This is a genomic window from Sphingomonas hankookensis, from assembly GCF_028551275.1.
In the GTDB taxonomy this organism is placed as follows: domain Bacteria; phylum Pseudomonadota; class Alphaproteobacteria; order Sphingomonadales; family Sphingomonadaceae; genus Sphingomonas; species Sphingomonas hankookensis_A.
Genome location: NZ_CP117027.1, coordinates 64763 through 83264, shown reverse-complemented (window position 1 = coordinate 83264; position 18502 = coordinate 64763). Strand labels below are relative to the sequence as shown.

Annotated in this window: 25 protein-coding genes; 9 read left to right on the top strand and 16 right to left on the bottom strand. The window is 68.4% G+C overall.

Features of this window, described 5'->3' with window-relative positions:
• Positions 1-233: 233 nt before the first annotated feature.
• Positions 234-482, bottom strand: coding sequence for a hypothetical protein (locus tag PPZ50_RS18365; protein WP_272815893.1), 249 nt, complete (start codon positions 480-482; stop codon positions 234-236).
• Between the two features lie 213 nt (positions 483-695).
• On the opposite strand from PPZ50_RS18365, the gene PPZ50_RS18360 reads away from it, so the two are divergent.
• The 7 genes from PPZ50_RS18360 (at position 696) to PPZ50_RS18330 (ending at position 5797) form a co-directional block, all read left to right on the top strand.
• Positions 696-947 carry a hypothetical protein gene (locus PPZ50_RS18360; protein WP_272815892.1) on the top strand — a complete coding sequence of 84 codons (252 nt, stop codon included), beginning with the start codon at positions 696-698 and terminating at the stop codon, positions 945-947.
• The gene (locus PPZ50_RS18355; RefSeq protein WP_272815891.1) at positions 944-1426 is read left to right on the top strand and encodes an SAM-dependent methyltransferase; all 483 of its coding nucleotides are present in this window, start codon (positions 944-946) and stop codon (positions 1424-1426) included. The genes PPZ50_RS18360 and PPZ50_RS18355 overlap by 4 nt, the downstream gene beginning before the upstream one ends.
• On the top strand, positions 1423-1659 hold the full coding sequence (locus PPZ50_RS18350; protein WP_272815890.1) for a hypothetical protein: 237 nt from the start codon (positions 1423-1425) through the stop codon (positions 1657-1659). Before PPZ50_RS18355 ends, PPZ50_RS18350 begins: the two co-directional genes overlap by 4 nt.
• Before the next feature lie 81 nt (positions 1660-1740).
• Entirely contained in the window at positions 1741-1995 is a 255-nt protein-coding gene (locus PPZ50_RS18345) for a WGR domain-containing protein (RefSeq protein WP_272815889.1), read from the top strand.
• A gap of 111 nt (positions 1996-2106) precedes the next feature.
• Positions 2107-2730: a hypothetical protein gene (locus PPZ50_RS18340; protein WP_272815888.1), complete on the top strand. Its 624-nt coding sequence runs from the start codon at positions 2107-2109 to the stop codon at positions 2728-2730.
• A gap of 11 nt (positions 2731-2741) precedes the next feature.
• Positions 2742-3197, top strand: a complete 456-nt coding sequence (locus PPZ50_RS18335; protein ID WP_272815887.1) for a hypothetical protein — start codon at positions 2742-2744, stop codon at positions 3195-3197.
• A 110-nt stretch (positions 3198-3307) separates the two neighbouring features.
• Positions 3308-5797 carry a TonB-dependent receptor gene (locus tag PPZ50_RS18330; RefSeq protein ID WP_272815886.1) on the top strand — a complete coding sequence of 830 codons (2490 nt, stop codon included), beginning with the start codon at positions 3308-3310 and terminating at the stop codon, positions 5795-5797.
• A 31-nt stretch (positions 5798-5828) separates the two neighbouring features.
• On the opposite strand, the gene PPZ50_RS18325 is transcribed toward PPZ50_RS18330, so the two are convergent.
• The 9 genes from PPZ50_RS18325 to PPZ50_RS18285 all read right to left on the bottom strand — a co-directional run bounded on the left by PPZ50_RS18325 (position 5829) and on the right by PPZ50_RS18285 (position 13902).
• Positions 5829-6119, bottom strand: a complete 291-nt coding sequence (locus PPZ50_RS18325) for a toxin-antitoxin system YwqK family antitoxin (protein ID WP_272815885.1) — start codon at positions 6117-6119, stop codon at positions 5829-5831.
• Positions 6120-6132: 13 nt separating this feature from the next.
• Positions 6133-6882 carry a hypothetical protein gene (locus PPZ50_RS18320; RefSeq protein WP_272815884.1) on the bottom strand — a complete coding sequence of 250 codons (750 nt, stop codon included), beginning with the start codon at positions 6880-6882 and terminating at the stop codon, positions 6133-6135.
• On the bottom strand, positions 6876-7070 hold the full coding sequence (locus tag PPZ50_RS18315) for a hypothetical protein (protein WP_272815883.1): 195 nt from the start codon (positions 7068-7070) through the stop codon (positions 6876-6878). The genes PPZ50_RS18320 and PPZ50_RS18315 overlap by 7 nt, the downstream gene beginning before the upstream one ends.
• 41 nt (positions 7071-7111) lie before the next feature.
• Positions 7112-8206 carry an ADP-ribosylarginine hydrolase Tri1 gene (gene tri1, locus PPZ50_RS18310; protein ID WP_272815882.1) on the bottom strand — a complete coding sequence of 365 codons (1095 nt, stop codon included), beginning with the start codon at positions 8204-8206 and terminating at the stop codon, positions 7112-7114.
• A gap of 4 nt (positions 8207-8210) precedes the next feature.
• Positions 8211-8495, bottom strand: a complete 285-nt coding sequence (locus tag PPZ50_RS18305) for a hypothetical protein (RefSeq protein WP_272815881.1) — start codon at positions 8493-8495, stop codon at positions 8211-8213.
• A gap of 36 nt (positions 8496-8531) precedes the next feature.
• Entirely contained in the window at positions 8532-8999 is a 468-nt protein-coding gene (locus PPZ50_RS18300; RefSeq protein WP_272815880.1) for a suppressor of fused domain protein, read from the bottom strand.
• An 80-nt stretch (positions 9000-9079) separates the two neighbouring features.
• Positions 9080-12358: a DUF4123 domain-containing protein gene (locus PPZ50_RS18295; RefSeq protein ID WP_272815879.1), complete on the bottom strand. Its 3279-nt coding sequence runs from the start codon at positions 12356-12358 to the stop codon at positions 9080-9082.
• The gene (locus PPZ50_RS18290; protein WP_272815878.1) at positions 12351-12689 is read right to left on the bottom strand and encodes a PAAR domain-containing protein; all 339 of its coding nucleotides are present in this window, start codon (positions 12687-12689) and stop codon (positions 12351-12353) included. Before PPZ50_RS18290 ends, PPZ50_RS18295 begins: the two co-directional genes overlap by 8 nt.
• Positions 12690-12810: 121 nt before the next feature.
• On the bottom strand, positions 12811-13902 hold the full coding sequence (locus tag PPZ50_RS18285; RefSeq protein WP_272815877.1) for a DUF4272 domain-containing protein: 1092 nt from the start codon (positions 13900-13902) through the stop codon (positions 12811-12813).
• A gap of 143 nt (positions 13903-14045) precedes the next feature.
• On the opposite strand from PPZ50_RS18285, the gene PPZ50_RS18280 reads away from it, so the two are divergent.
• Positions 14046-14639, top strand: a complete 594-nt coding sequence (locus PPZ50_RS18280) for a hypothetical protein (RefSeq protein WP_272815876.1) — start codon at positions 14046-14048, stop codon at positions 14637-14639.
• Here the strand turns inward: PPZ50_RS18280 and PPZ50_RS18275 are convergent.
• From PPZ50_RS18275 to PPZ50_RS18260, 4 genes are read right to left on the bottom strand one after another with little or no spacing between them, the layout of a single operon-like run.
• Positions 14636-15100, bottom strand: a complete 465-nt coding sequence (locus tag PPZ50_RS18275) for a hypothetical protein (RefSeq protein ID WP_272815875.1) — start codon at positions 15098-15100, stop codon at positions 14636-14638. The genes PPZ50_RS18280 and PPZ50_RS18275 overlap by 4 nt on opposite strands.
• On the bottom strand, positions 15100-15675 hold the full coding sequence (locus PPZ50_RS18270; RefSeq protein WP_272815874.1) for a hypothetical protein: 576 nt from the start codon (positions 15673-15675) through the stop codon (positions 15100-15102). Before PPZ50_RS18270 ends, PPZ50_RS18275 begins: the two co-directional genes overlap by 1 nt.
• Positions 15672-16055, bottom strand: coding sequence for a hypothetical protein (locus PPZ50_RS18265; RefSeq protein WP_272815873.1), 384 nt, complete (start codon positions 16053-16055; stop codon positions 15672-15674). Before PPZ50_RS18265 ends, PPZ50_RS18270 begins: the two co-directional genes overlap by 4 nt.
• Positions 16052-16501: an SMI1/KNR4 family protein gene (locus PPZ50_RS18260; protein WP_272815872.1), complete on the bottom strand. Its 450-nt coding sequence runs from the start codon at positions 16499-16501 to the stop codon at positions 16052-16054. The genes PPZ50_RS18265 and PPZ50_RS18260 overlap by 4 nt, the downstream gene beginning before the upstream one ends.
• Before the next feature lie 88 nt (positions 16502-16589).
• Here PPZ50_RS18260 and PPZ50_RS18255 point away from each other — a divergent pair, with 88 nt between their 5' ends.
• Positions 16590-17936 carry an ABC1 kinase family protein gene (locus PPZ50_RS18255; RefSeq protein WP_272815871.1) on the top strand — a complete coding sequence of 449 codons (1347 nt, stop codon included), beginning with the start codon at positions 16590-16592 and terminating at the stop codon, positions 17934-17936.
• Here the strand turns inward: PPZ50_RS18255 and PPZ50_RS18250 are convergent.
• Together PPZ50_RS18250 and PPZ50_RS18245 are read right to left on the bottom strand one after the other, a co-directional pair.
• The gene (locus PPZ50_RS18250; protein ID WP_272815870.1) at positions 17933-18226 is read right to left on the bottom strand and encodes a type II toxin-antitoxin system RelE/ParE family toxin; all 294 of its coding nucleotides are present in this window, start codon (positions 18224-18226) and stop codon (positions 17933-17935) included. The two genes, PPZ50_RS18255 and PPZ50_RS18250, sit on opposite strands and share 4 nt — an antisense overlap.
• Positions 18223-18480 carry a type II toxin-antitoxin system ParD family antitoxin gene (locus PPZ50_RS18245; RefSeq protein ID WP_272815869.1) on the bottom strand — a complete coding sequence of 86 codons (258 nt, stop codon included), beginning with the start codon at positions 18478-18480 and terminating at the stop codon, positions 18223-18225. Before PPZ50_RS18245 ends, PPZ50_RS18250 begins: the two co-directional genes overlap by 4 nt.
• Positions 18481-18502 lie beyond the last annotated feature (22 nt).

The window sequence follows — 18502 nt, the reverse complement described above, 5'->3', positions numbered from 1 at the left end:
CCGCCGCCGCACGTTATTCCGGCGACGGCCGGAATCCATGGATGGGTGACGTCACACCTCTATCGCGACCACCCGACACAATGGATTCGGCCTGCGCTGGGGTGACGTTTGCTGAAATCCCGTTCGGTTCGAGCAGCTTCGAGCTTGTCGAGAAGCGTGCCGGGTGAACCATGCCCTGCATGGTTCAGGATTGTCCGGGGGACAATCCGACCCGACACTCGTCGAGAACCCGCCTACCCCCGCCCCCAGCGCGCACTCACCGCCACCTCGTCGAACAGATGCCGCCCGAGGATCACCAGCGCCGCGCCGCTGCTCGCCCCGACATAGGCGACCGCCCCCAGCCCATAGGCCAGCAGCCCCGCGGCCTCGTGCGGCACGTGCAGCGCCCAGAGCCGGTGCAGCGCACCCCCCGCCACCGCCAGCAGCACCAGCCCCGTCAGCCGCAATCCCCGGTCGGCCCGGCGGGTTCGCCATCGCTCCATGCCACGTCTCCCACGAAAGTGGCGCTCCAGCTATCGGACGCGGCATAGCAAGACGAGAGCGATTCCGCCCTTTCGCATAGCGGCGGCATAAGCGCGGCGGCGCACTATGCGCGCGCTATGCAATTGTCTGGAATCGCTCTCGAAACCCAATGCGGCGGGGCATAGCTGGAACTGGCGGGTGCTGGACGCCCGCCCTTTGGAAGACAGAAAGCCATGTCACCCGAACCCACCCCGGAGCCTGACGAACCGGTCACCATCTATGTCGGGCAGGACGCCGCCGGCCACTGGCTGGTGCAGGATAGCGACCACCGCCTCGAGGGGCGCTTCGTGTCGCGCGATGCCGCGATCGGCTATGCCCGCGGCGAATGCCGGATGCACCATGCCTGCCTGTGCATGGCGACCGCGCCGCTGGTCCCGTGCGTGTCGTTCGCGCCGCTGGCCGACGGCGAACGGGTGGCGGCATGAGGACCGCCCTCCGCATCGCCCCCGCCCCGCGCCAGCGGCGCACGCATCCGGCCCCCGTGCGCCGCAGCGTGCGCGCCGACCCGCGCTGGCCGCAGATCGTCGCCGCGTTGCAGGAATTGCGCGACGCCCATCGCCATGCGGTGCGGATCGTCGATGCCGATTGCGCCTGCGGTACGCTGCTGATCGAGGTCGCCCGCCACGCCCGCGTGATGGGCTTCACCGCGATCGAGGGGCGCGGCATCGACGGGTCGCCGGCACTGATCGGCCGCGCCCGTGCCGCCGCCGCGCGGCTGCACGATCCGGCGATCGGCCTTGCCTTCGACATGATCGATCTGCGTACCGCGCTCCTGCAGGAGGCGGAGGCGCCGGCCGACCTGTTGCTGTGGCATGGCGCCCGGCCCGCCGACGCCACCGGCATGGCGCCGCTGCTGGCGGCGGCGGCGACCCGGGTGATCGCCGATGCGGAGCGCACGGCATGACCCGCCGCAACCTGCGCTGGAAAGCGGCCGGGCTGGCGCTGCTCGCCCTGTCCTGCGCGATGGCGGCGGCGCTCGACGGATCGCCGCTGACGCTGCTGTTCCTGCCCGTCGCGCTGCTCGCGCTGCCGCTGCTGGTCCATGGCAAGCGCGTCGGGCAGCTGCTGCGCGCGGAACGGCGCGGCCATGGCCGCATGGTCGAGGTCCTGCACGCCGCCCGCCTGCGCCGCCGCTGAGTCACGCGGTCGATCGATCGCGCCGCATTGAGTCACATAATCCATGCGACACGCGCGCGCGCCTGCGCGATAGTGCCGCGCATGGAGCTGCCGTTCATGCCCATCGAGCTGACCGCCCGCGACCCGGCACGCGGGCTTGCCCGGCGCTGGCGGGTGGTCGTCTATCGCGACCTGTTCGGCATGCTGCTGGTCGAGACGCAATGGGGCCGCATCGGCCGTGCCGGGCAGCGCCTGGTCCGCGCCTTCGCCGACGAAACCGCCGCCCTCGCCCATGTCCGCCGCCTGCTCGCAAGGCGGGCGGGCGCGGTGCGGCGGATCGGGGTAGGCTATCAGTAGATGCGATGCTGCGGAACCCGCTTCACTGGGCGAAGGTTGATCGGATTGATCCTGCCTTGAGCTACAGGAGACAGAAGAATGGGCCACGTTACGCGTGACACTGGACGGGCCGTGATCGATATCGACACGATCACTGGTCAGATCCTGCTGGCGCAAAAATGGGCTTATCGCTGGCACAAGGAAACGGGTCTGCAAGACTGGACCCAAGCGGAGAAACGCGACTTTCACCGCCGATCCGATTTGGCGGTGTGGGCAGTGTGGAGCAACCGTGCGAAGTTTTCCGTTGCCGGCCCCTCTCCCTTTGCCAGAAAGTTCGGCAGGCGTCTTTTGCCGATCAATTTAGATATCGAATGGGTGCTTACCGGACAGCACTGGACCGTAAACGTCACCAAGGTAGCGCCGAACAAATTCTACCCCAGCCAAGTCTTCTGGGCGCAACGGGCAATCCAGTTGGGCAGCCGCGACTACGCAACCGTCCAACGCTCCATGAACGGCGGCAAACGGCGACAACGGACGGTGGCCCACGAATTCGGCCACGCAGCAGGCAATACGGGCATGCTCCAGCGAGGAGACGAATATCCCAAAAAGACGGGCCAGGCTTCGCCCCATGTACAGGACGATCAAAGCATTATGCATGTTGGCGAACAGCTGCGGCGTCGGCACTTCCTCACGATCACGGAAGAGCTGAACCAGATGATCCCCGGTACGATCTTCCGGTTGGCAGGCGTTTCATGATGCGAGCCGTGATGTTCCCGCTCGCCTTTGCAGGTACGTTCGTAGCCGCGGGATGTGACGGGTCGGGTAAGATATCCACCGACGCGAGAGAGGGCTTTGGCCGAAACGAAGCAACGGCCTCCACCGCGCCGCCCGTCGCCAATGCCTCCTCCGCCGACACCGGTTGGGCAGGGACCTGCCCGATCCCGAGCGATACCCCGCAAGCGCCACTGGGACAGACCGGAGCGGCGTTGGTCTCGCGGTACGGCCCCCCTGCCAGCGACGAACGGTTCGTGCTGGGCGAAGCGCTCGATCCGGTGCGCCGGTCGGTGCGCAACGTCCTTTCGGCGCCCGAATATCTTCGCCGGACCATAAGGGAAATGACGTGGCGCGATCGCGGCTGCACGCTAACCATATGGCTGGTCGAGCGCGACGGACGCGAACGCGCGGTACACGCCATGCGGGCGCCAGACGGCGGGGAATCCTGACGCCGCAACGCCCTTTTCCCCAAAGCCAAACTAGGGCGGCCTAAATCCCTACGCTATTGCTGGACTTATAAGCCTGCGCCATTCTCCCACCGAAGACAGGGAGATTACGCATGGCATTGTCGTTGGCGCTGATTCTGGCGCAGGTCGCCGCACAGCCTGCGCCGCCCCCCGAACCGGTCGTGCAGGCACCGGAGGAGGAAACCCGCACCGATACCGGTCGCCTCGCGCCCGCCGATACCGGCGAGATCGTCGTCACCGCCCGACGCCGCGCCGAGACGGTGCAGCAGGTGCCGATCGCCATGTCGGTGATCGGCGGCACGACGCTGGCCGATACCGGCGCCTACAACGTCAACCGCCTGACCCAGCTGCAGCCGACGCTGCAATTCTATTCGACCAACCCGCGCAATTCCGCCGCCAATATCCGCGGCCTCGGCGCGCCGTTCGGCCTGACCAATGACGGCATCGAACAGGGCGTCGGCATCTATGTCGACGGGGTCTATTACAGCCGCATCGCATCGGCGACGTTCGACTTCACCGACACCGAACGCATCGAGATCCTGCGTGGGCCGCAGGGGACGCTCTATGGCAAGAACACCACGGCCGGCGCGATCAACATCACCACGCGCAAGCCCAGCTTCACCCCCGAAGCGCGCGTCGAACTGACCACCGGCAATTACGACTTCATCCAGGCCAAGGCGTCAGCGTCCGGCCCGATCCTCGGCGATACGCTGGCGGCGCGCATCTCCGCCTCGGTCACCTCGCGGCGGGGCACGATCCGCAACACCGTGCTCGGCGGCTATGCCAATGCGCAGGATAACCAGAGCGTGCGCGGGCAGCTGCTGTGGCGGCCGGCGGCGAACCTCGATGTCACCCTCTACGGCGATTACGGCCACCAGAACCCCGATTGCTGCGCGCAGATCTATGTCCGCACCGGCACGACCCAGCGCCCGCTTGCCCGCCAATATGCCGCGCTGGCCGCTGCCTTCGGCTATGCCCCGCCCTCGACGAACGCCTTCGACCGGCTGACCGACCTCGACACGCCCTTGCGCGCGCGACAGGAACTGGGCGGCGTGTCGCTGGTCGGCAACCTCGATCTGGGGGCAGCGACGCTGACCTCGGTCAGCGCGTGGCGCTTCTGGAACTGGGACCCGTCGAACGACCGCGATTTCATCGGCCTGCCGATCACCACCGTTTCCGCCAACCCGTCGCAGCAGCGCCAGTGGAGCCAGGAACTGCGCATCGCGTCGAACGGCCGTCGCGCGGTCGATTATGTCGCCGGCCTGTTCTATTTCCATCAGACGATCGATACGCAGGGGTTGCAGGTACAGGGGCCGGCGGCGTCGCGCTTCCTGCTCAACCCCGGCAACCCACCCTTCGGCACCAATGGCTGCGCCACCGCCACGACCAATGCGTGCAACCCGGCGGTGCTGAACGGCCTGACCTCGCGCAACACCATCGGCTTTTCCAACACCAGTGCGGCGGTATTCGGCAAGCTGACCTGGCACCTGACCGACGCGCTGTCGATCGCGCCGGGCGTGCGGGTGAATTACGACAAGAAGACCGGCGATTACGTCTCGGTCGTCACCACCGGCACGGGTGCGCTGCTCAACTGTGCGGCGGCGGCGCAGGCGGCCAGCAGCATCACCCGCGACCGTTGCGGCGTGCTGGCCCCGCAGTCGTACCAGCCCGATTTCGACGACTGGAACGTGTCGGGCGACGTCACCATCGCCTATGATTTCACGCGCGATGTTCACGGTTATGCGACCTATGCGCGCAGCTACAAGTCCGGCGGCATCAACCTGTCGGGCCTGCCCTTGGACGGCAACAACAACCCGATCCTCGCCGCGGCGCAGGTGAAGCCCGAGCGGGTCAACCATTACGAGGTCGGGCTGAAGACCCAGTGGCTCGACCGCCGGATCACCGCCAACCTCGCCGCCTTCTGGACCGATATCGCCGATTATCAGGCGACCGTGACCAACGGTCAGCTGGGCGTGCTGCGCGGCTATCTGGCGAATGCGCAGGCGGTGCGGACGCGCGGGATCGAACTCGACACCGCCTTCCGCCCGACAGAGCGGCTGAACCTCTACGCCAACGCCGCCTATACCGATGCGAAGTACGTCCGCTTCGTCGACGCCCCCTGCCCGCCCGAATTGTCGGGCGGCACGGCGGCAGCGGCGGGCCAGTCGCCCAGCGCGCCCGGTACCCCCGGCGGCATCAGCCCGACCGCGTGCGACGTATCGGGACAGCGGCTGCCCGGCATCTCGAAATGGGCGTTCAGCTATGGCGCCGAATATGCCCTGCCGGCCAGGATCGGCGATACCGACGGCAATGCCTATCTCGGCTTCGACGGCAGCTATCGCTCGCGCTTCTCGTCCAACCCCTCGCCCTCGGCCTATACCTATATCGACGGCTACAGCATCGCGAACTTCCGCCTGGGCTACCGCGCCGATGCCGGGTGGAACGCGTTCCTGTGGCTGCGCAACGCCTTCGACCAGAATTACTATGAACTGCTGGCGACCCAGTCGGGCAATACCGGCCTGATCGTCGGCCAGCCCGGCGACCCGCGCACCTATGGGGTCACGGTGTCGGCGTCGTTCTGAGGATGGGTGGCGGGGTCGGCCCCCGCCACCGTCACGGCTGCACCGTACCGTCGGCCAGCCAGTAGCGCCATTCGCCGACCTTCTCCCCCTTGTCGTAGCATCCCTCGGCCGCCAGCTGCCCGTTCGGGTGGAAATCCTGCCACAACCCCTGTTCATGGCCATGGTCATAGGTACCGCGCGAGGCTGGCGTGCCGTCGTCATGATAGGCGAAGAAGGGGCCGTGCCGGATCCAGCGATCCCCTGCGTCGGACAGATAGCGCGCATAGTGGAAGCGAACCGACCCGTTCGGATGGAGGATCTCGGCGATGCCCGCTTCCGTCATTCGCCTGTGCCTTTCACGATGTCGCCGCGAACCCCCACACTATATCCGCCACGGCCGTCGCGTCGACCTCGACCCGCGTGGCATCGTCGCGGTCGGTTAGGATCACGACCCTTCCCGGCGCGGGCGACAGCAATTCCATCACCCTGCCCCGGTGGTTGACGAGTTCGATGAACCCGCCCGCCACGCCGTCCAGCGCGGCAAGCTCGCGCAACACCAGGTCATAGCCGGCAAGGACATAGCCGCCGGCCACCGCGTCGTCGGTGCCGCCACCGGTTACCGGATTGCTGAAGCGAAGCCGGATGCGGGGATGCGCAAAGCGCCGCCAGTCGCGGATCGGTACCACTTCACGCGTCAGCAGGCGGAAAATCTCGGCAGTCTCGTCACCGGCGAATTCGCAGCCATGGATCGGCACGCACAGGATCAGCCGACCCCGCTGCGCATCCAGCCTCCCCGCGAAATAATCATGATAGTGCGGCGGGACGAGCAGCAACGCATCGAAGCCATAGCCATTGGCCGGCAAGGCGCGCTTCTCCAGCACCAGGCCGGGTTCGAAGCCACCCGCCGCCTCCAGCACCAGCGTCGCGAAATCATCGTCCAGCAGATCGGCCGACACCGTCAACAGATCGACCGGGCGCCCATGCTCGACGCCCAAGGCGACATGATAATGGACGGTGCTGCGCGGCGTCACATCGGCACAGCGGACGAGCGTCCCCACCCGCACCACGTCCGCGATCTGCCCTTCGATAGCGTCGATCGTCAGCACCGCTCGCATACCCATCGACCGCCGGGGGCGCCGCGCGATGCCCGGCCGCCCGGCGGCAGATCGAGGATTTCGCCTACCGTCGGGTCGCGCTCCACCATGCTACGCAACGACACGACCCGTGCCTCCGCCATGTCCGCCGATCCGGGTCCGGCATCGTGGAACTGCCACGCCCCGTCCTTCCGCGTCATGCGATACATGCGATCCTGACCCCGCTGACATCTACCGGATTCTACGCAGCTCGTCCCAGCGCCAGCGCCAGCAGCTGCGTCGCACACCGCGCAATCTTCGGCCCAAAGGCTACCCGCCCAAGCCAATGGTCGGGAATACCGCGCTGCCCATAGAGCGCACCCGCCAGTTGCCCGGCCACCGCCGCTACGCTGTCCGCATCGTCGCCCAGATTGGCGGCCAGCAACACCGCTTCCTCGAACGTCCTGCTGTGCCAGACGGACCATAACGCCGCCTCCAGCGTATCGACCACATAGCCCGACGACCGAATCTGGTCGCGCGTCTTATGCTTGTATTCGCCCGCATTGATGATCTGGATACGCGGGCTGAGCGTCGCGATATGGGGGGAGAGGACCGCCTCGCGCGATGCACCGCGTAGTGCGTGATTCAGCAACATGCCGAACAGCTGGCAGGCGGAGATCGCGTCCAGCGCGGCATGGGTCGCCCGGCTCTGCCCACCTGACAGCCGCCAGGTTACATCCAGCGCACCACGCGCGGCGATCGCCACCGGAGCGACGCGTACCAGCGACCCATTACCAGCGGTTTGATCGCTGGCATTGCCCTGCCACCGGCCGTCCTCGGCTTCATGCCCTTCGATCGCGATACGGGTCGCGTTGCCGATGTCGAAACAGCGCCCGTTCGATGCGTTATACCCCTCGCGATACCAGCGGACGAGGAAGCGAGCGAAAGTCCGCGGCTGATACCCCCGATCGATCAGCAGCGCATCGGCGAGGCACAGTGCCATGCTGGTGTCGTCGGTCCATTGCCCCGCCTCCAGTCGGAATGGGCCGCCACCGATCATGTCGTCGACATGGTGCGCGTCGCGTGGTTGGAATTCCAACGTGGTGCCGACCGCATCGCCGATCGCGAGGCCGAGCAGCGCGCCTTGCGCCCGGTCATGGACATCCGCTGGCGAAAGCGCATCGGGCGGGGTGGTGAGCCAGGGCTGCGCGTCTTCCCTGTCGCCAGCAACGGCACGTACAGACGCATCCCCTGTCATGCGCCCCCGCAATCCGGGCGACGCCTCTGGCGACAGCCGTCGATAGCGGGCGAATACATAGTCGGCGATATCCGCGTCGGGGGCGCGAAGGTCGATCACCGACTCATCGATTTCGGTCCCATGGACGTCCGGCTGCCGTCCGCGATGCCCGGCCGCCCGGCGGCAGATCGAGGATTTCGCCTACCGTCGGGTCGCGCTCCACCATGCTACGCAACGACACGATCCGCGCCTCCGCCATGTCCGCCGATCCGGGTCCGGCATCGTGGAACTGCCACGCACCATCCTCCGCGTCATGCGATACGGACGCGATCCACGCCCCGTCCTCGACGATCGCCCGCGTCGTGAACACGGCGACATCGGGCGGGTCGGCGAACGGCCAGTCGGTCACCGATCCCATCTCCGCAACGCCCGCTCCACGTCCACGCTATACCATCGATCGCCGCGCCGGGTTGCAATAATCCAGCGCCCCTTCCTCGAACCGCGTCTCCAGCGCCTCCAGCCCGTGCCGCGCCTTGTACGCCTTCTCCGCCGCCGTGATCGGCACCAGCCAGTAGAAGCGGACCCCCTCGCCGCCGATCGTCCCGACCTCCAGTTCCGGCCCGTCGAGATAGGGCAACGAGATCAGCCCATGATCGCACGTCGCCCCCGGCAGCCACGGACGGCCGAAATTGACGCTGTCGCCCAGGCCCAGGCGCATGCCGGTCCGGTGATAATGCGCGACGGCATACAGGATTTCGGCGATCGCTTCCGAACGATCGGGCGAGAAGAGGTGCAGTTCGATCGGATCCTCGTCGCCCGGCTGCGCCATGCCGACCGTCGCATAGGTCCACATGGCGCGCTCGCTGCGGGGCGGAAAGATCAGCACGTCGAAGTCCGCCGGAAGCTCGGCCACGGGTCCCTTGTCGAAAGGGCTGACACCTTCGGCCTTACCCCATGATTTTTCATAATGGCTGCGGATCGATGCGTTCCAGGTCAAAGTCCGTGTTCCCTTCGCTTTTTACGAGAATAAGCCGACATTTTGCCGCCCTGCGTGTCGGAATCGGCCTTGGACTGCACACTCATTCTACTACGATCGTTCGCGCTGGCACGCCTTTCTTCGGGCGTCATCTGCCATCCCGGCTTCTCACCGCGCGCGGGGTCGCCTTCGTAGTAGCGCTGTACCAGCGGCGGATCATGATCCGCCACCTGGTTTTTGCCAGCGCCAATGGCTTTGCGATCCGCGGCGGTTGGCGTTCGGCCGTAATGTTTCTGCCGATTATATGCTTCAGTCGGCTTGGCAGGCGTGCGCGGATAGCGCCCGGCAATATAGCGCCCCGCACCCGCCGTCACCGCGCCCAGCCCTACGGCAGTCGCGGCTTCGCCCCAGTTCCATTCGCGCGCGCCCAGCAGCACTTCGGTTCCGTACCCGAGGAACCCGCTGCCCGCACCCAGCCCGGCAAAGCTCGCCACACCCAGCGCTGCCGGCGCAAAAGCGAACGGAACCGCCGCCACCGCACCCGCCACCGCACCGACCAGCCCGGCCTTCAGGATGCACGAAAGGCAGAACTCTTCCTGGTTCAGCGCCTCGTTCATCATCATGCCGGCGGCACCCGCCGCCGCGCCCGCGCCGATCACCACGAGCGCGGCCGGCACCGTCACCGGCGCCAGCGCGACCACCACTGCCGCAGCGGCCACCGCCACCGCCACCGTCGCCACGACCTTCAGCGCCGATTTCCACCACAGACCCAGCGGGTCGGCGCGGTTGACCGGGTCGTTGCCGACATATTGGTAGAGGTTCAGCCCGCCGGCCACGCCGATCGGATCGGGGCTGACATAGCGGCCGGTCGCCGGATCATAGAAACGGTGCCGGTTGTAATGCAGCGCGAAGCCAAACTCGTCATCGGCATAGTGGCCCGGCAGGCGGATGGGCTGGGCGACCTCCGCCACATGGACCCGCGCCCGCCCGAACGGATCGCCATCCGCTTCCCACACGATCCGGCCGCCCGGCGCGGTCAGCCGGACGGGCGCGCCGAGTGGATCGCAATGATAGCGATGGACCACGCCGCCATCGCGCAGGAAGACCGGCGTCCACGACAGCGGCGCATAGCCATAGGCGCGCATCACCGCCCCCACGCCGTCCCGCTCGACCGTCTCGGCGATCACCTGCTCGCCGGCATAGTGGAAACGGGTGAGCGTCATCCCTTCCATGCTGGTGGCGCGTTTCCAGATCCGCCGCCCCAGCGGATCATAGCCGAAGGCCAGCGTACGTCCCTGCGCATCGCGTGCTTCGACCAGTCGCCCGAACCCGTCATGGCGATAGCGCCACTCCCCGTCCGGCCCGGCACGCATCGTCATCGCGCCGCGCGCATCGTGCGCGAACCGCGTGGCGCCGTCGGTGACGATACGATTGCACGGATCGAACGTCGCGGCGCCGGCCGGCCCCTGCACCCGGTTGCCGGCCCCGTCATAGGCATAACGTTCGCCGCGCCCGTGGCTGTGCGCGAAGCCCAGCACCTGTCCCTCGGCATCATAGTCGAACCGGATTTCACCCAACCGGCTGTCGCGGCGCCCGGTCAGGCGGTCCTCCGCATCATGAGCATAGTCCACCCGCCACAGCGGGTCGTCGCCCAGCGTCGCCGTCACCGTTGCAGGAAAGCCGGCCGGGTCCTGCAACGTCGCGACGCTCAGCCCATCGGGGCCGGTCATCCGCCATCCGCCGTCGCGCGCGGCATAGTCGACCCGGTGGATACCGCCATTCCAGTCGGTGAAGGCAATGATCCGCCCATCGGCATCGCGCTGCCAGCGCAGCATCGTGCCGTCGGGATAGACGATGCCGACCGGGCCGCTGTCGTCATGCAGGTGCCGCACCACCGCGTCGCCCTGCCGCTCCTCGATCAGGCGGCCGGCATCGTCATAGGTCCAGCGGAGTTCGATCTCTCCATTGTGCGCGGCGATCAGGCGGCCGGCATCGTCACGTTCATATTCCTCGACAGCGCCATCGGCGGCGGTGATGCGGCGCGGATGCCCCGCGTCATCGCATGCGACGTCGAGCGGTTCGCCACTCGCCCGGACGATGCGCGCCACATGGCCGGCAGGGTCATAGTCGTAACGTTCCACCCCGCCATCGGCGAAGCGGGTGGCGCAGGTCCGTCCCGCCGCATCGCGGTCGAACCGGGTGACGTTGCCGGCACCGTCCTGTGCCGCCGTCAGTTGCGCTCCGTCCTGGGCGAAGCGTTCGACCCGGCCGATCCGGTCGCGCCATGCTCGGATCACCATGCCGTCCGGATCGCCCAGCGCGGCGCGGCCCTGCCAGGCATGATCGACCTCCGCCGCGGTGCCGTCGGGGAAATCGACGCGGGTCAGCCGCCCGTCGCGGTCATGGGTCGCGCGAAACCGCTCCACGCCGTCCCGTGCCGCGCCGGCAATCCGGCCGGCGGGGTCATAGGCAATGGTCAGCGCCGATCCGGATGGCGTGACCATCCGCGCCATGCGCCCGTCCTCATGCGCGTCGATCGCCCAGTGCCGGCCCAACGGACTGGTGACGCCGTCGATCAGACCGCCATTGCCCAGTCCGAACCGGGTGACGCCGCCATCGGGCGCTCGCACCAGCACCGCGTCGCGGGCCGGGGTGACCCGCGATTGATAGGGCGCCGAAAAGGTCCGGGCGAGCCGATCGGCAACCGCGTTGCCACGCAGCGCCGCCAGCTGCGCCGGGGTGATCGCCAGCCTTTCGCCCACCGCACGACGCGGCGGCGGGGCGACGATCTCGGGTGCGCGCCATGCGGCAAAGGCATCGCCCTCGCCCCCCGTGACCGCGAAACTTTCGATCGGCCCGAAGAACGCGTTCAGCTCGACCGGTCCCGATGCGCGCAGGAACGTCGGCAGGACGCGCGGGTCCCAGAAGCGGAACAGCCACTTCTCCCCCGCCGGCGAGCGGACTTCGAGCAGCGAGCGCAGATGCCGCACCAACCGTGGCGGGGGCGCGGCGGAGACGAGGAAGCAGCCCCAGTCGCCCGTCCCGAGCCGTTCGACGAAGGTCGCGCGCCCGCCCGGCCCGACCGGGAACAGCCACGGCGCCTGCGCGCCATGGGTCCGCTCCGCCTGCCCACGATAGAGGCAGGTCGCGCCGGCCGCCCGGCCCAGCGCCGGCAATCCCGGCACCGCGCACCCGTCGACCAGGACATAGAGCTGCCCACGTTCTGCGGCCGTATCCAGATAGGATGCGTCGATCCGGCCCAGCTGCACCGCCGCCTGTCCTGCGGGTTCAGGCACGCGCGAACGGCGCTCCGCTCTGATAGGCGCGGCCCATGGTCCCCGCGCCGCCGCTCCCGCCCCCGCCATTGCCGATGAAGACGGTGGCGGCACCGGTGTCGATGATCCCCTTGTGACAGGTCGTGTCGGTGCGGCGGGCGGCCGGTTCACCCTCGATCCGGACGGTCGGCGACCCGCTCTCGATCACGGTCGGACCGGACGAACAATCGATCTTGCTCCCCTGCACCGCGGCCTGCCGGCCTTCGATGAAGACGGTTGCCGCGCCCGTGACGATCGGCCCGCCGCCGCCGGGGCATTTCTCCAGATCGGTTAGCCTCGCCGCCTGCAGCACCGCTGTCCTCCGTCGATTGCGCTGGAATGATAGTCGGATGGCCGGATATTGTCATTATCGAACGCTGGACGTCGACCGTCGGAACGGCCGGTAATCGCCACGGCACGACGCCCGCCGCCCATCACGTCGGCGTATCCGTATCGTCCCACGCGACCTCGGGCTCGTTCTGGAAATTCGTCAGCCAGTTGAGCGCGACGTGCCGTTCCACCACCACGTCGCCGTTGATGTGGCCCGGTTCCACCTCCTTCTGGCGCGCCTGTCGCACGATCCAGTGTTCGAGCCATGTCCGGTCGAGCGCATCGAGGATTTCGCTCGCCGGGCGCAGCCGCACCGCCTGCGCGCCCGCCCCCCGTGTCAGTGGCGCGACCGAGGCCCACAGCCGGTCGACATCGGCCATCGCGCTACTGTCGTCGATCTCCGCCCCGGCGACACCAAGCGCCCAGAGCAGGCTGTTCGCCGCCTCGTAGCGCCAGGTCAGCCCCGCCGCGGCATCGGCGTCGGCACCCTCGTCCGCGAGGAACGCCCGTTCCTGCGGCGTGAGCGCGGCGGCGCCGAGCGGGTTGTGCTCCTCCTGCCCCGCCGGGATCGCCGGCAGCCCGGTGGCGCGGGCATGGGCGCGGGCGGCGAGGTAGAGCAGCGCCAGCGCACGGTGCAGCACCTCCTCCGGCGCGCGCAGCACCAGTTCGCCCGCGCCCAGCGCCGGGGCCATGCCGGCGGGCGGTTGCAGCACCGCATCGGCCAGCGCCGCCCGGGTCCGCGGGCGGCGCGCTACCGCATCGTCCGGAAAGGGGATCGCAGCGTCCGGATCGCCCTCGCCCTGCGCATCGATCACGATCGCCCCGTCCGGCGCGCGCACCGATCCGTCGGGCAGGAACAACAGCGCGTTGGCCGCCTTCGCCCAAGGCTCGATCCAGCCCAGATGGGCCTCGTCGATCTCGAAGCTGACATGATGGCGCACGCGCTGCAAATGGCGCCAGACATAATAGCGCGTCGCGGTCATCTGTCCGTCGCCGCGACTCATCACATAGCCGACAAAGCCCCGCAGATGCTCCGCCAGTTCCGGATCGGACCGGTCCCTTGCGCCCAGCAGGCGGTGCGGCAGGTCGAGCGGCGGCAGGTCGACAAGCGTCGCATAGGCGTTGACCAGCACCGGCGCGCTCGCCGGCGCCTCGGGCGCATTCCCACCACCCAGCAACCGCTTCAACAGGCTCATCACGTTCCTCCTTGCGTTGGTCGGACGGCGGTTAGTACGCAACGGACCGAAAAACGATGCAAGCCCGGCGGGCACCTCCACACCGCCGTCCGCGTTGTGGCCATGCCATGCGGAGGGGGTAAGCACGCAGCCGGAGTTCCCCGATGCCCCTCGCCGTCGTCGACCGCCGCCACCATCGCCCCGCCGCGCTCCTCGCGCTGCTCCTGCTCGCGGCGTGCGGTCGCAGCACCGGCGGCCCGCTGGAGCCGGTGGCGGCACCCGGCCTGCTATTGTCGCAGGACGCCGACGGTCAGCCCGCCGCCACGGTTCGGACCGGATCGGTATCGGCGCAGGTTTCCGCCCGCTGGTCCGACACCGGCGAACAGTCGGCGATCCTCGTCTATACCAATCGCGGCACCGCGCCGGCGCGCATCGACCTGAGCCGCCTGGCGATGACCGGGCCGGCGGGCGAGGCGGTGGTCCTGTCCGCCGCCGACGTGACCGATACCGACCTGCTCGACACCCGCACCGACAATGACGACGCCCGCCCGCTCCTGCACCGCGACGCGCGCGGGACGGCCAGCGGCGTGCTGGCCCTTCCCCCCGGCACCGAACGCCGGGTCGATGCACAGTTCAGCCCCTTTTCGAACACCGTCGCCGCTCGTGACGGCGATGCGGTCACGCTGCGGCTGCCGATGGCGGACGGTGCGCGCGCCATCCGCTTCATCGCGCGCACGCCGTCGCTCTTGCCCTTCTAGAGGACCAGCGGCGGCCCGAGCCTGTCCGGGTCGATCGGATCGCTGCGGCACACGATATCCGCCCCCTCGCCCCGTGCCAGCAAGGCGGTCAGGTCGGGCGCGATCCACGGCGCGTCCTCGTCGAGGAACAGCGACCCCGCCGCGACCAGATACAGGCCCGGTCCGTTCGTGCCTGTGCCCTGCACGATCAGCTCGCCCCCGCCATTGTCGCCGATGGCGACCGCGCCGGGCAAGTGCGCCGATACGCCGTAAGCCTCGTCCATGCCGACCGCCTCGTCCGGCCCCCACAACCGCAGTTCGCCACGTCGTTGCCATAGCAGCACGATCCCAGTCGCCTGGCGCACGACCGCCAGATAGCCGGGCGGCGGTGCGGCATAACGCGCCATGAACCGCGCAATTTCCGCCGCTGTTGCAGGCGGGCCATGGGCGTGGAGATGATAATCGGGCGCCAGCACCAGCATCACCCGAAGCGCTGCGCATCGAAAATCGTCGCCACCTCCACCCCCGCCATCGCCGGCAGCGTGGCGCATGCCTCGGCGGCGGCATGGTAGCCGGCAAGGTCCTCCGCCCCCACCAGACAGCGCCTGTACGCGTCATAGGCATTGGCCTGCGCGATCAGGAACCCGGTGAAGTCGCGTGCCAGCGCCCGGATGCGCGGCGGTTGTGCAGAGATGTCGAGCAGGCCGACCCCGTGCGGCGACACGAACACCGGTCCCGAGTCATGATCGCCGACGAACACGATATCCTTGCCCGTGTCGAACGCTTCGCGGACCCGCGCGTCATAGGCCACGAGCCGCCCGCGCATGTCGGGCCCGGCCGCCGGCGCAAAACGGAACGCGCCGATCTCCCTGCCCGACAGATCGACCACCGCCAGCGCCGCATCGACCCCGGCGGGCAATCCGGTCGCGACCGGCCCGGCGGCGGGCGCAATCGCGATCGTTGCCGCCAGTTTGGCGTAGAGTTCGGGATCGTCGGCCTGTAGCGGCGCGAGCCAGCCTTCGGACAAAGCGGGCAGGTCGGACAGCCTGTCGATCATGCCAGTTCGGCGATCGTCGCGCGGATGAACGCTTCGAACGATGCCGCGACGGGGCGGACGCCGCCATCGGTCGCATCCAGTTCGACTACCTGCCCGTCCGACAGCGCGAACCCGTGGCCGACCCCCTGAAGATCGTCGCCGAAGACCAGGACCGCCGCGTCCGTGCCGTACAGCTCATCCGCCGGAACCACCCCGTCATACAGCTGATAGCGGTCGCCGAAGCTGCCCGCGCCGATCGTGCCGAGAAACTCGAGGAAATCGCCGGGCGCCCCCGGCCAGTCGCGCCGGATCGCTTCTATCCGCGCCGGCGATACCGGGACCAGCGCGTCATAGGGCGTGCCACTCCCCCTGGCGGCGATGAGGTCGCCAAACCGGCTCATGCCACGGCCGTCACCAGCGCCCAATAGGCGGCGAAGTCGGGCGCGACGGGCGTGATGCCATCCTCGCCCTCGATCTCATGATCGATGAACACCACCGCCGGGCGTTCGGGATCGCGGCGGAAATCGAACGCCCAGACATTGCCGCCGGTATCGTCGGAAAAGGGCAGCAGGCCGGCGGGATAGCGGTCGCGCATCGCCTCCCAGCACCATTCGATACAATAGCTTCGCTCGTCCTTCTCCACGCTGTCGGGGGCGTTGGCCAGCAACAGCACGCCGATCGGCGGCGGATCGCCCTCGCTTTCCTCGGGAATATTGCCCTGATGCGCCACGACCAGCGCCCAATAGGCATCGGGCAACCGGCCGCCGATCGCCGCCTCGATCCGCGTACGATCTCGGTCGTCGGACGGCGGTACGTCTTGCGCGGTATAGGCTTCCCACAGCAGCATCCCCGTTCAACGCGGACGGTGCGGCCTTGCTCCCTACCCCTTCGCCCACCCACCGGAACCCTTCCCCCGCCCGCTCGCTCCACCCTCCATGACCGACGAACCCCTTCGCCCCGGCCGCGCCGTGCCCAGCGGGCGCCTGTCGCGCCTGTCCGGATTCGGGCGTCTTGCCGGCGGAATCGCGGGCGGGATGCTGGCGGAGGGCGCGCGCCGCATCGCCAGCGGGGAACGGCCGCGCATGGGCGACCTGATCCTCACCCCCGCCAATGCCAGGCGCATGGCCGACCGGCTGTCGCACCTGCGCGGCGCGGCGATGAAGCTGGGGCAGATGATCTCGATGGATGCCGGCGACCTGTTGCCGCCCGAACTCGCCGCCATCCTCGCCCAGCTGCGCAACCAGGGGCAGACCATGCCCCCGGCGCAGCTCGACAAATTGCTGATCGCCGAATGGGGAGCGGACTGGCGGACCAAGCTCGCCAGGTTCGACGCGAACCCGATCGCCGCCGCCTCGATCGGGCAGGTCCACCGCGCCGAGCTGGCCGATGGCCGGCGCCTCGCGATCAAGGTGCAATATCCGGGCGTGCGCGAAAGCATCGACGCGGACGTCGACAATGTCGCCACGCTGCTGCGCGTCTCCAACCTGTTGCCGCGCGAACTCGACCTCAAACCGCTGCTGGCGGAGGCCAAGCGCCAGCTCGCCGACGAAGCCGATTATGCGCGCGAGGCGGACGCGATGCGTCGCTATGCCGATCGCCTAGCGGGCGACCCGCGCTATGCCGTGCCGCGCCCGGTCGAGGCGCTGACCACCTCCCGCATCCTCGCCATGGACTATCTCGACGGCACTCCGATCGAGGGGCTGGCGACCGCACCGCAACCCACCCGCGACGCGGCGATGACCGCGCTGATCGACCTGACCTTGCGCGAATTGTTCGAATTCGCCGAGATGCAGACCGACCCCAATTTCGCAAACTATCGCTGGCAGGCGGACAGCGGCCGGATCGTGCTGCTCGATTTCGGCGCGACGCGGCCGGTACCGGCGGACACCGCCGATGCGTACCGCCGGCTGATCGCCGCCGGCCTGGCGCACGACCGCTTGCGCATCCGCGACGTGGCGGTCGAAACCGGCTTTCTCGGCGCGGCGGCGGTGCGCGCGCATCGCCCGGCGGTCGACCGGATCATCGCCGCGATCGACGAGGCGATGGCGCGCCCCGGCCCGTTCGACTTCGGCGACCGCGCCTTCGTGCCGGTGGTGCGCGAGGAAGCAAAAGCCCTCGCCGCCGACCGCGCGACCTGGCACGTCCCGCATGTCGAGACGCTGTTCGTCCAGCGCAAGATCAGCGGCACGGCGCTGCTCGGTGCCCGGCTGAAGGCGCGGGTCGATGTGCGGGGGATGGCGGCGGTGGCGACGGGTCGACGTGTCGACATGTCGAAAGCTTAGGTACCGAGAATCTCGGGATAATCCCGCGCGCCATGCAGGACATGGACGATGACGACCGCCTGCTCCTCCACCCGGTAGAAGATCAGGTAATTGCCGTGGCGGCAGCGGCGCAGCCCGGCTGTCGCATAGCGCTCGACCATGGGAAAACGGTTCGGGAAATCGCCCAGCGCCATGCACCGACCGCGCAACGCGCGAACGAAGCGAAGCGCCACATAGGGATCATCAATCGCGATGTGGTCGCCAATCTCCTCCAGATCGCGCTCGGCCTCGCCAGTCAACCGGACGATCATTCGCCCCGGTCGACCATCTCGGCATATTTCGCTTCGAGCCGATCGAAAACCTCCGTGGCCGGTGTCGTCCGCCCCGCATCGGCATCGGCGATACCGCGTGCGATCGACGCATCCAGCGCGGCCAGTCGCGCCTCGCGATCCTGAATCAGCCGGACCCCTTCGCGCAGCACCTCGCTCTTCGAATTATAGCGGCCGTCTGCAACCAGCTTCGCCACGAACCCTTCGAGCTGCTTTCCCAAATCCGCGCTGATCATCGCCATTCTCCTCGGGTAGAAG

Excerpts from the sequence above, each read along its gene's own strand:
- PPZ50_RS18275 (WP_272815875.1), bottom strand. The coding sequence starts at position 15,100 with ATGCTGGTGCTGGCGCCCGATTATCATCTCCACGCCCATGGCCCGCCT.
- PPZ50_RS18260 (WP_272815872.1), bottom strand. The coding sequence starts at position 16,501 with ATGCTGCTGTGGGAAGCCTATACCGCGCAAGACGTACCGCCGTCCGAC.
- PPZ50_RS18355 (WP_272815891.1), top strand. The coding sequence starts at position 944 with ATGAGGACCGCCCTCCGCATCGCCCCCGCCCCGCGCCAGCGGCGCACG.
- PPZ50_RS18245 (WP_272815869.1), bottom strand. The coding sequence starts at position 18,480 with ATGATCAGCGCGGATTTGGGAAAGCAGCTCGAAGGGTTCGTGGCGAAG.
- PPZ50_RS18315 (WP_272815883.1), bottom strand. The coding sequence starts at position 7,070 with ATGACGCGGAAGGACGGGGCGTGGCAGTTCCACGATGCCGGACCCGGA.
- PPZ50_RS18330 (WP_272815886.1), top strand. The coding sequence starts at position 3,308 with ATGGCATTGTCGTTGGCGCTGATTCTGGCGCAGGTCGCCGCACAGCCT.
- PPZ50_RS18365 (WP_272815893.1), bottom strand. The coding sequence starts at position 482 with ATGGAGCGATGGCGAACCCGCCGGGCCGACCGGGGATTGCGGCTGACG.
- PPZ50_RS18255 (WP_272815871.1), top strand. The coding sequence starts at position 16,590 with ATGACCGACGAACCCCTTCGCCCCGGCCGCGCCGTGCCCAGCGGGCGC.
- PPZ50_RS18285 (WP_272815877.1), bottom strand. The coding sequence starts at position 13,902 with ATGAGCCTGTTGAAGCGGTTGCTGGGTGGTGGGAATGCGCCCGAGGCG.
- PPZ50_RS18350 (WP_272815890.1), top strand. The coding sequence starts at position 1,423 with ATGACCCGCCGCAACCTGCGCTGGAAAGCGGCCGGGCTGGCGCTGCTC.
- PPZ50_RS18345 (WP_272815889.1), top strand. The coding sequence starts at position 1,741 with ATGGAGCTGCCGTTCATGCCCATCGAGCTGACCGCCCGCGACCCGGCA.
- PPZ50_RS18270 (WP_272815874.1), bottom strand. The coding sequence starts at position 15,675 with ATGATCGACAGGCTGTCCGACCTGCCCGCTTTGTCCGAAGGCTGGCTC.
- PPZ50_RS18250 (WP_272815870.1), bottom strand. The coding sequence starts at position 18,226 with ATGATCGTCCGGTTGACTGGCGAGGCCGAGCGCGATCTGGAGGAGATT.
- PPZ50_RS18325 (WP_272815885.1), bottom strand. The coding sequence starts at position 6,119 with ATGACGGAAGCGGGCATCGCCGAGATCCTCCATCCGAACGGGTCGGTT.
- PPZ50_RS18360 (WP_272815892.1), top strand. The coding sequence starts at position 696 with ATGTCACCCGAACCCACCCCGGAGCCTGACGAACCGGTCACCATCTAT.
- PPZ50_RS18280 (WP_272815876.1), top strand. The coding sequence starts at position 14,046 with ATGCCCCTCGCCGTCGTCGACCGCCGCCACCATCGCCCCGCCGCGCTC.
- PPZ50_RS18265 (WP_272815873.1), bottom strand. The coding sequence starts at position 16,055 with ATGAGCCGGTTTGGCGACCTCATCGCCGCCAGGGGGAGTGGCACGCCC.
- PPZ50_RS18335 (WP_272815887.1), top strand. The coding sequence starts at position 2,742 with ATGTTCCCGCTCGCCTTTGCAGGTACGTTCGTAGCCGCGGGATGTGAC.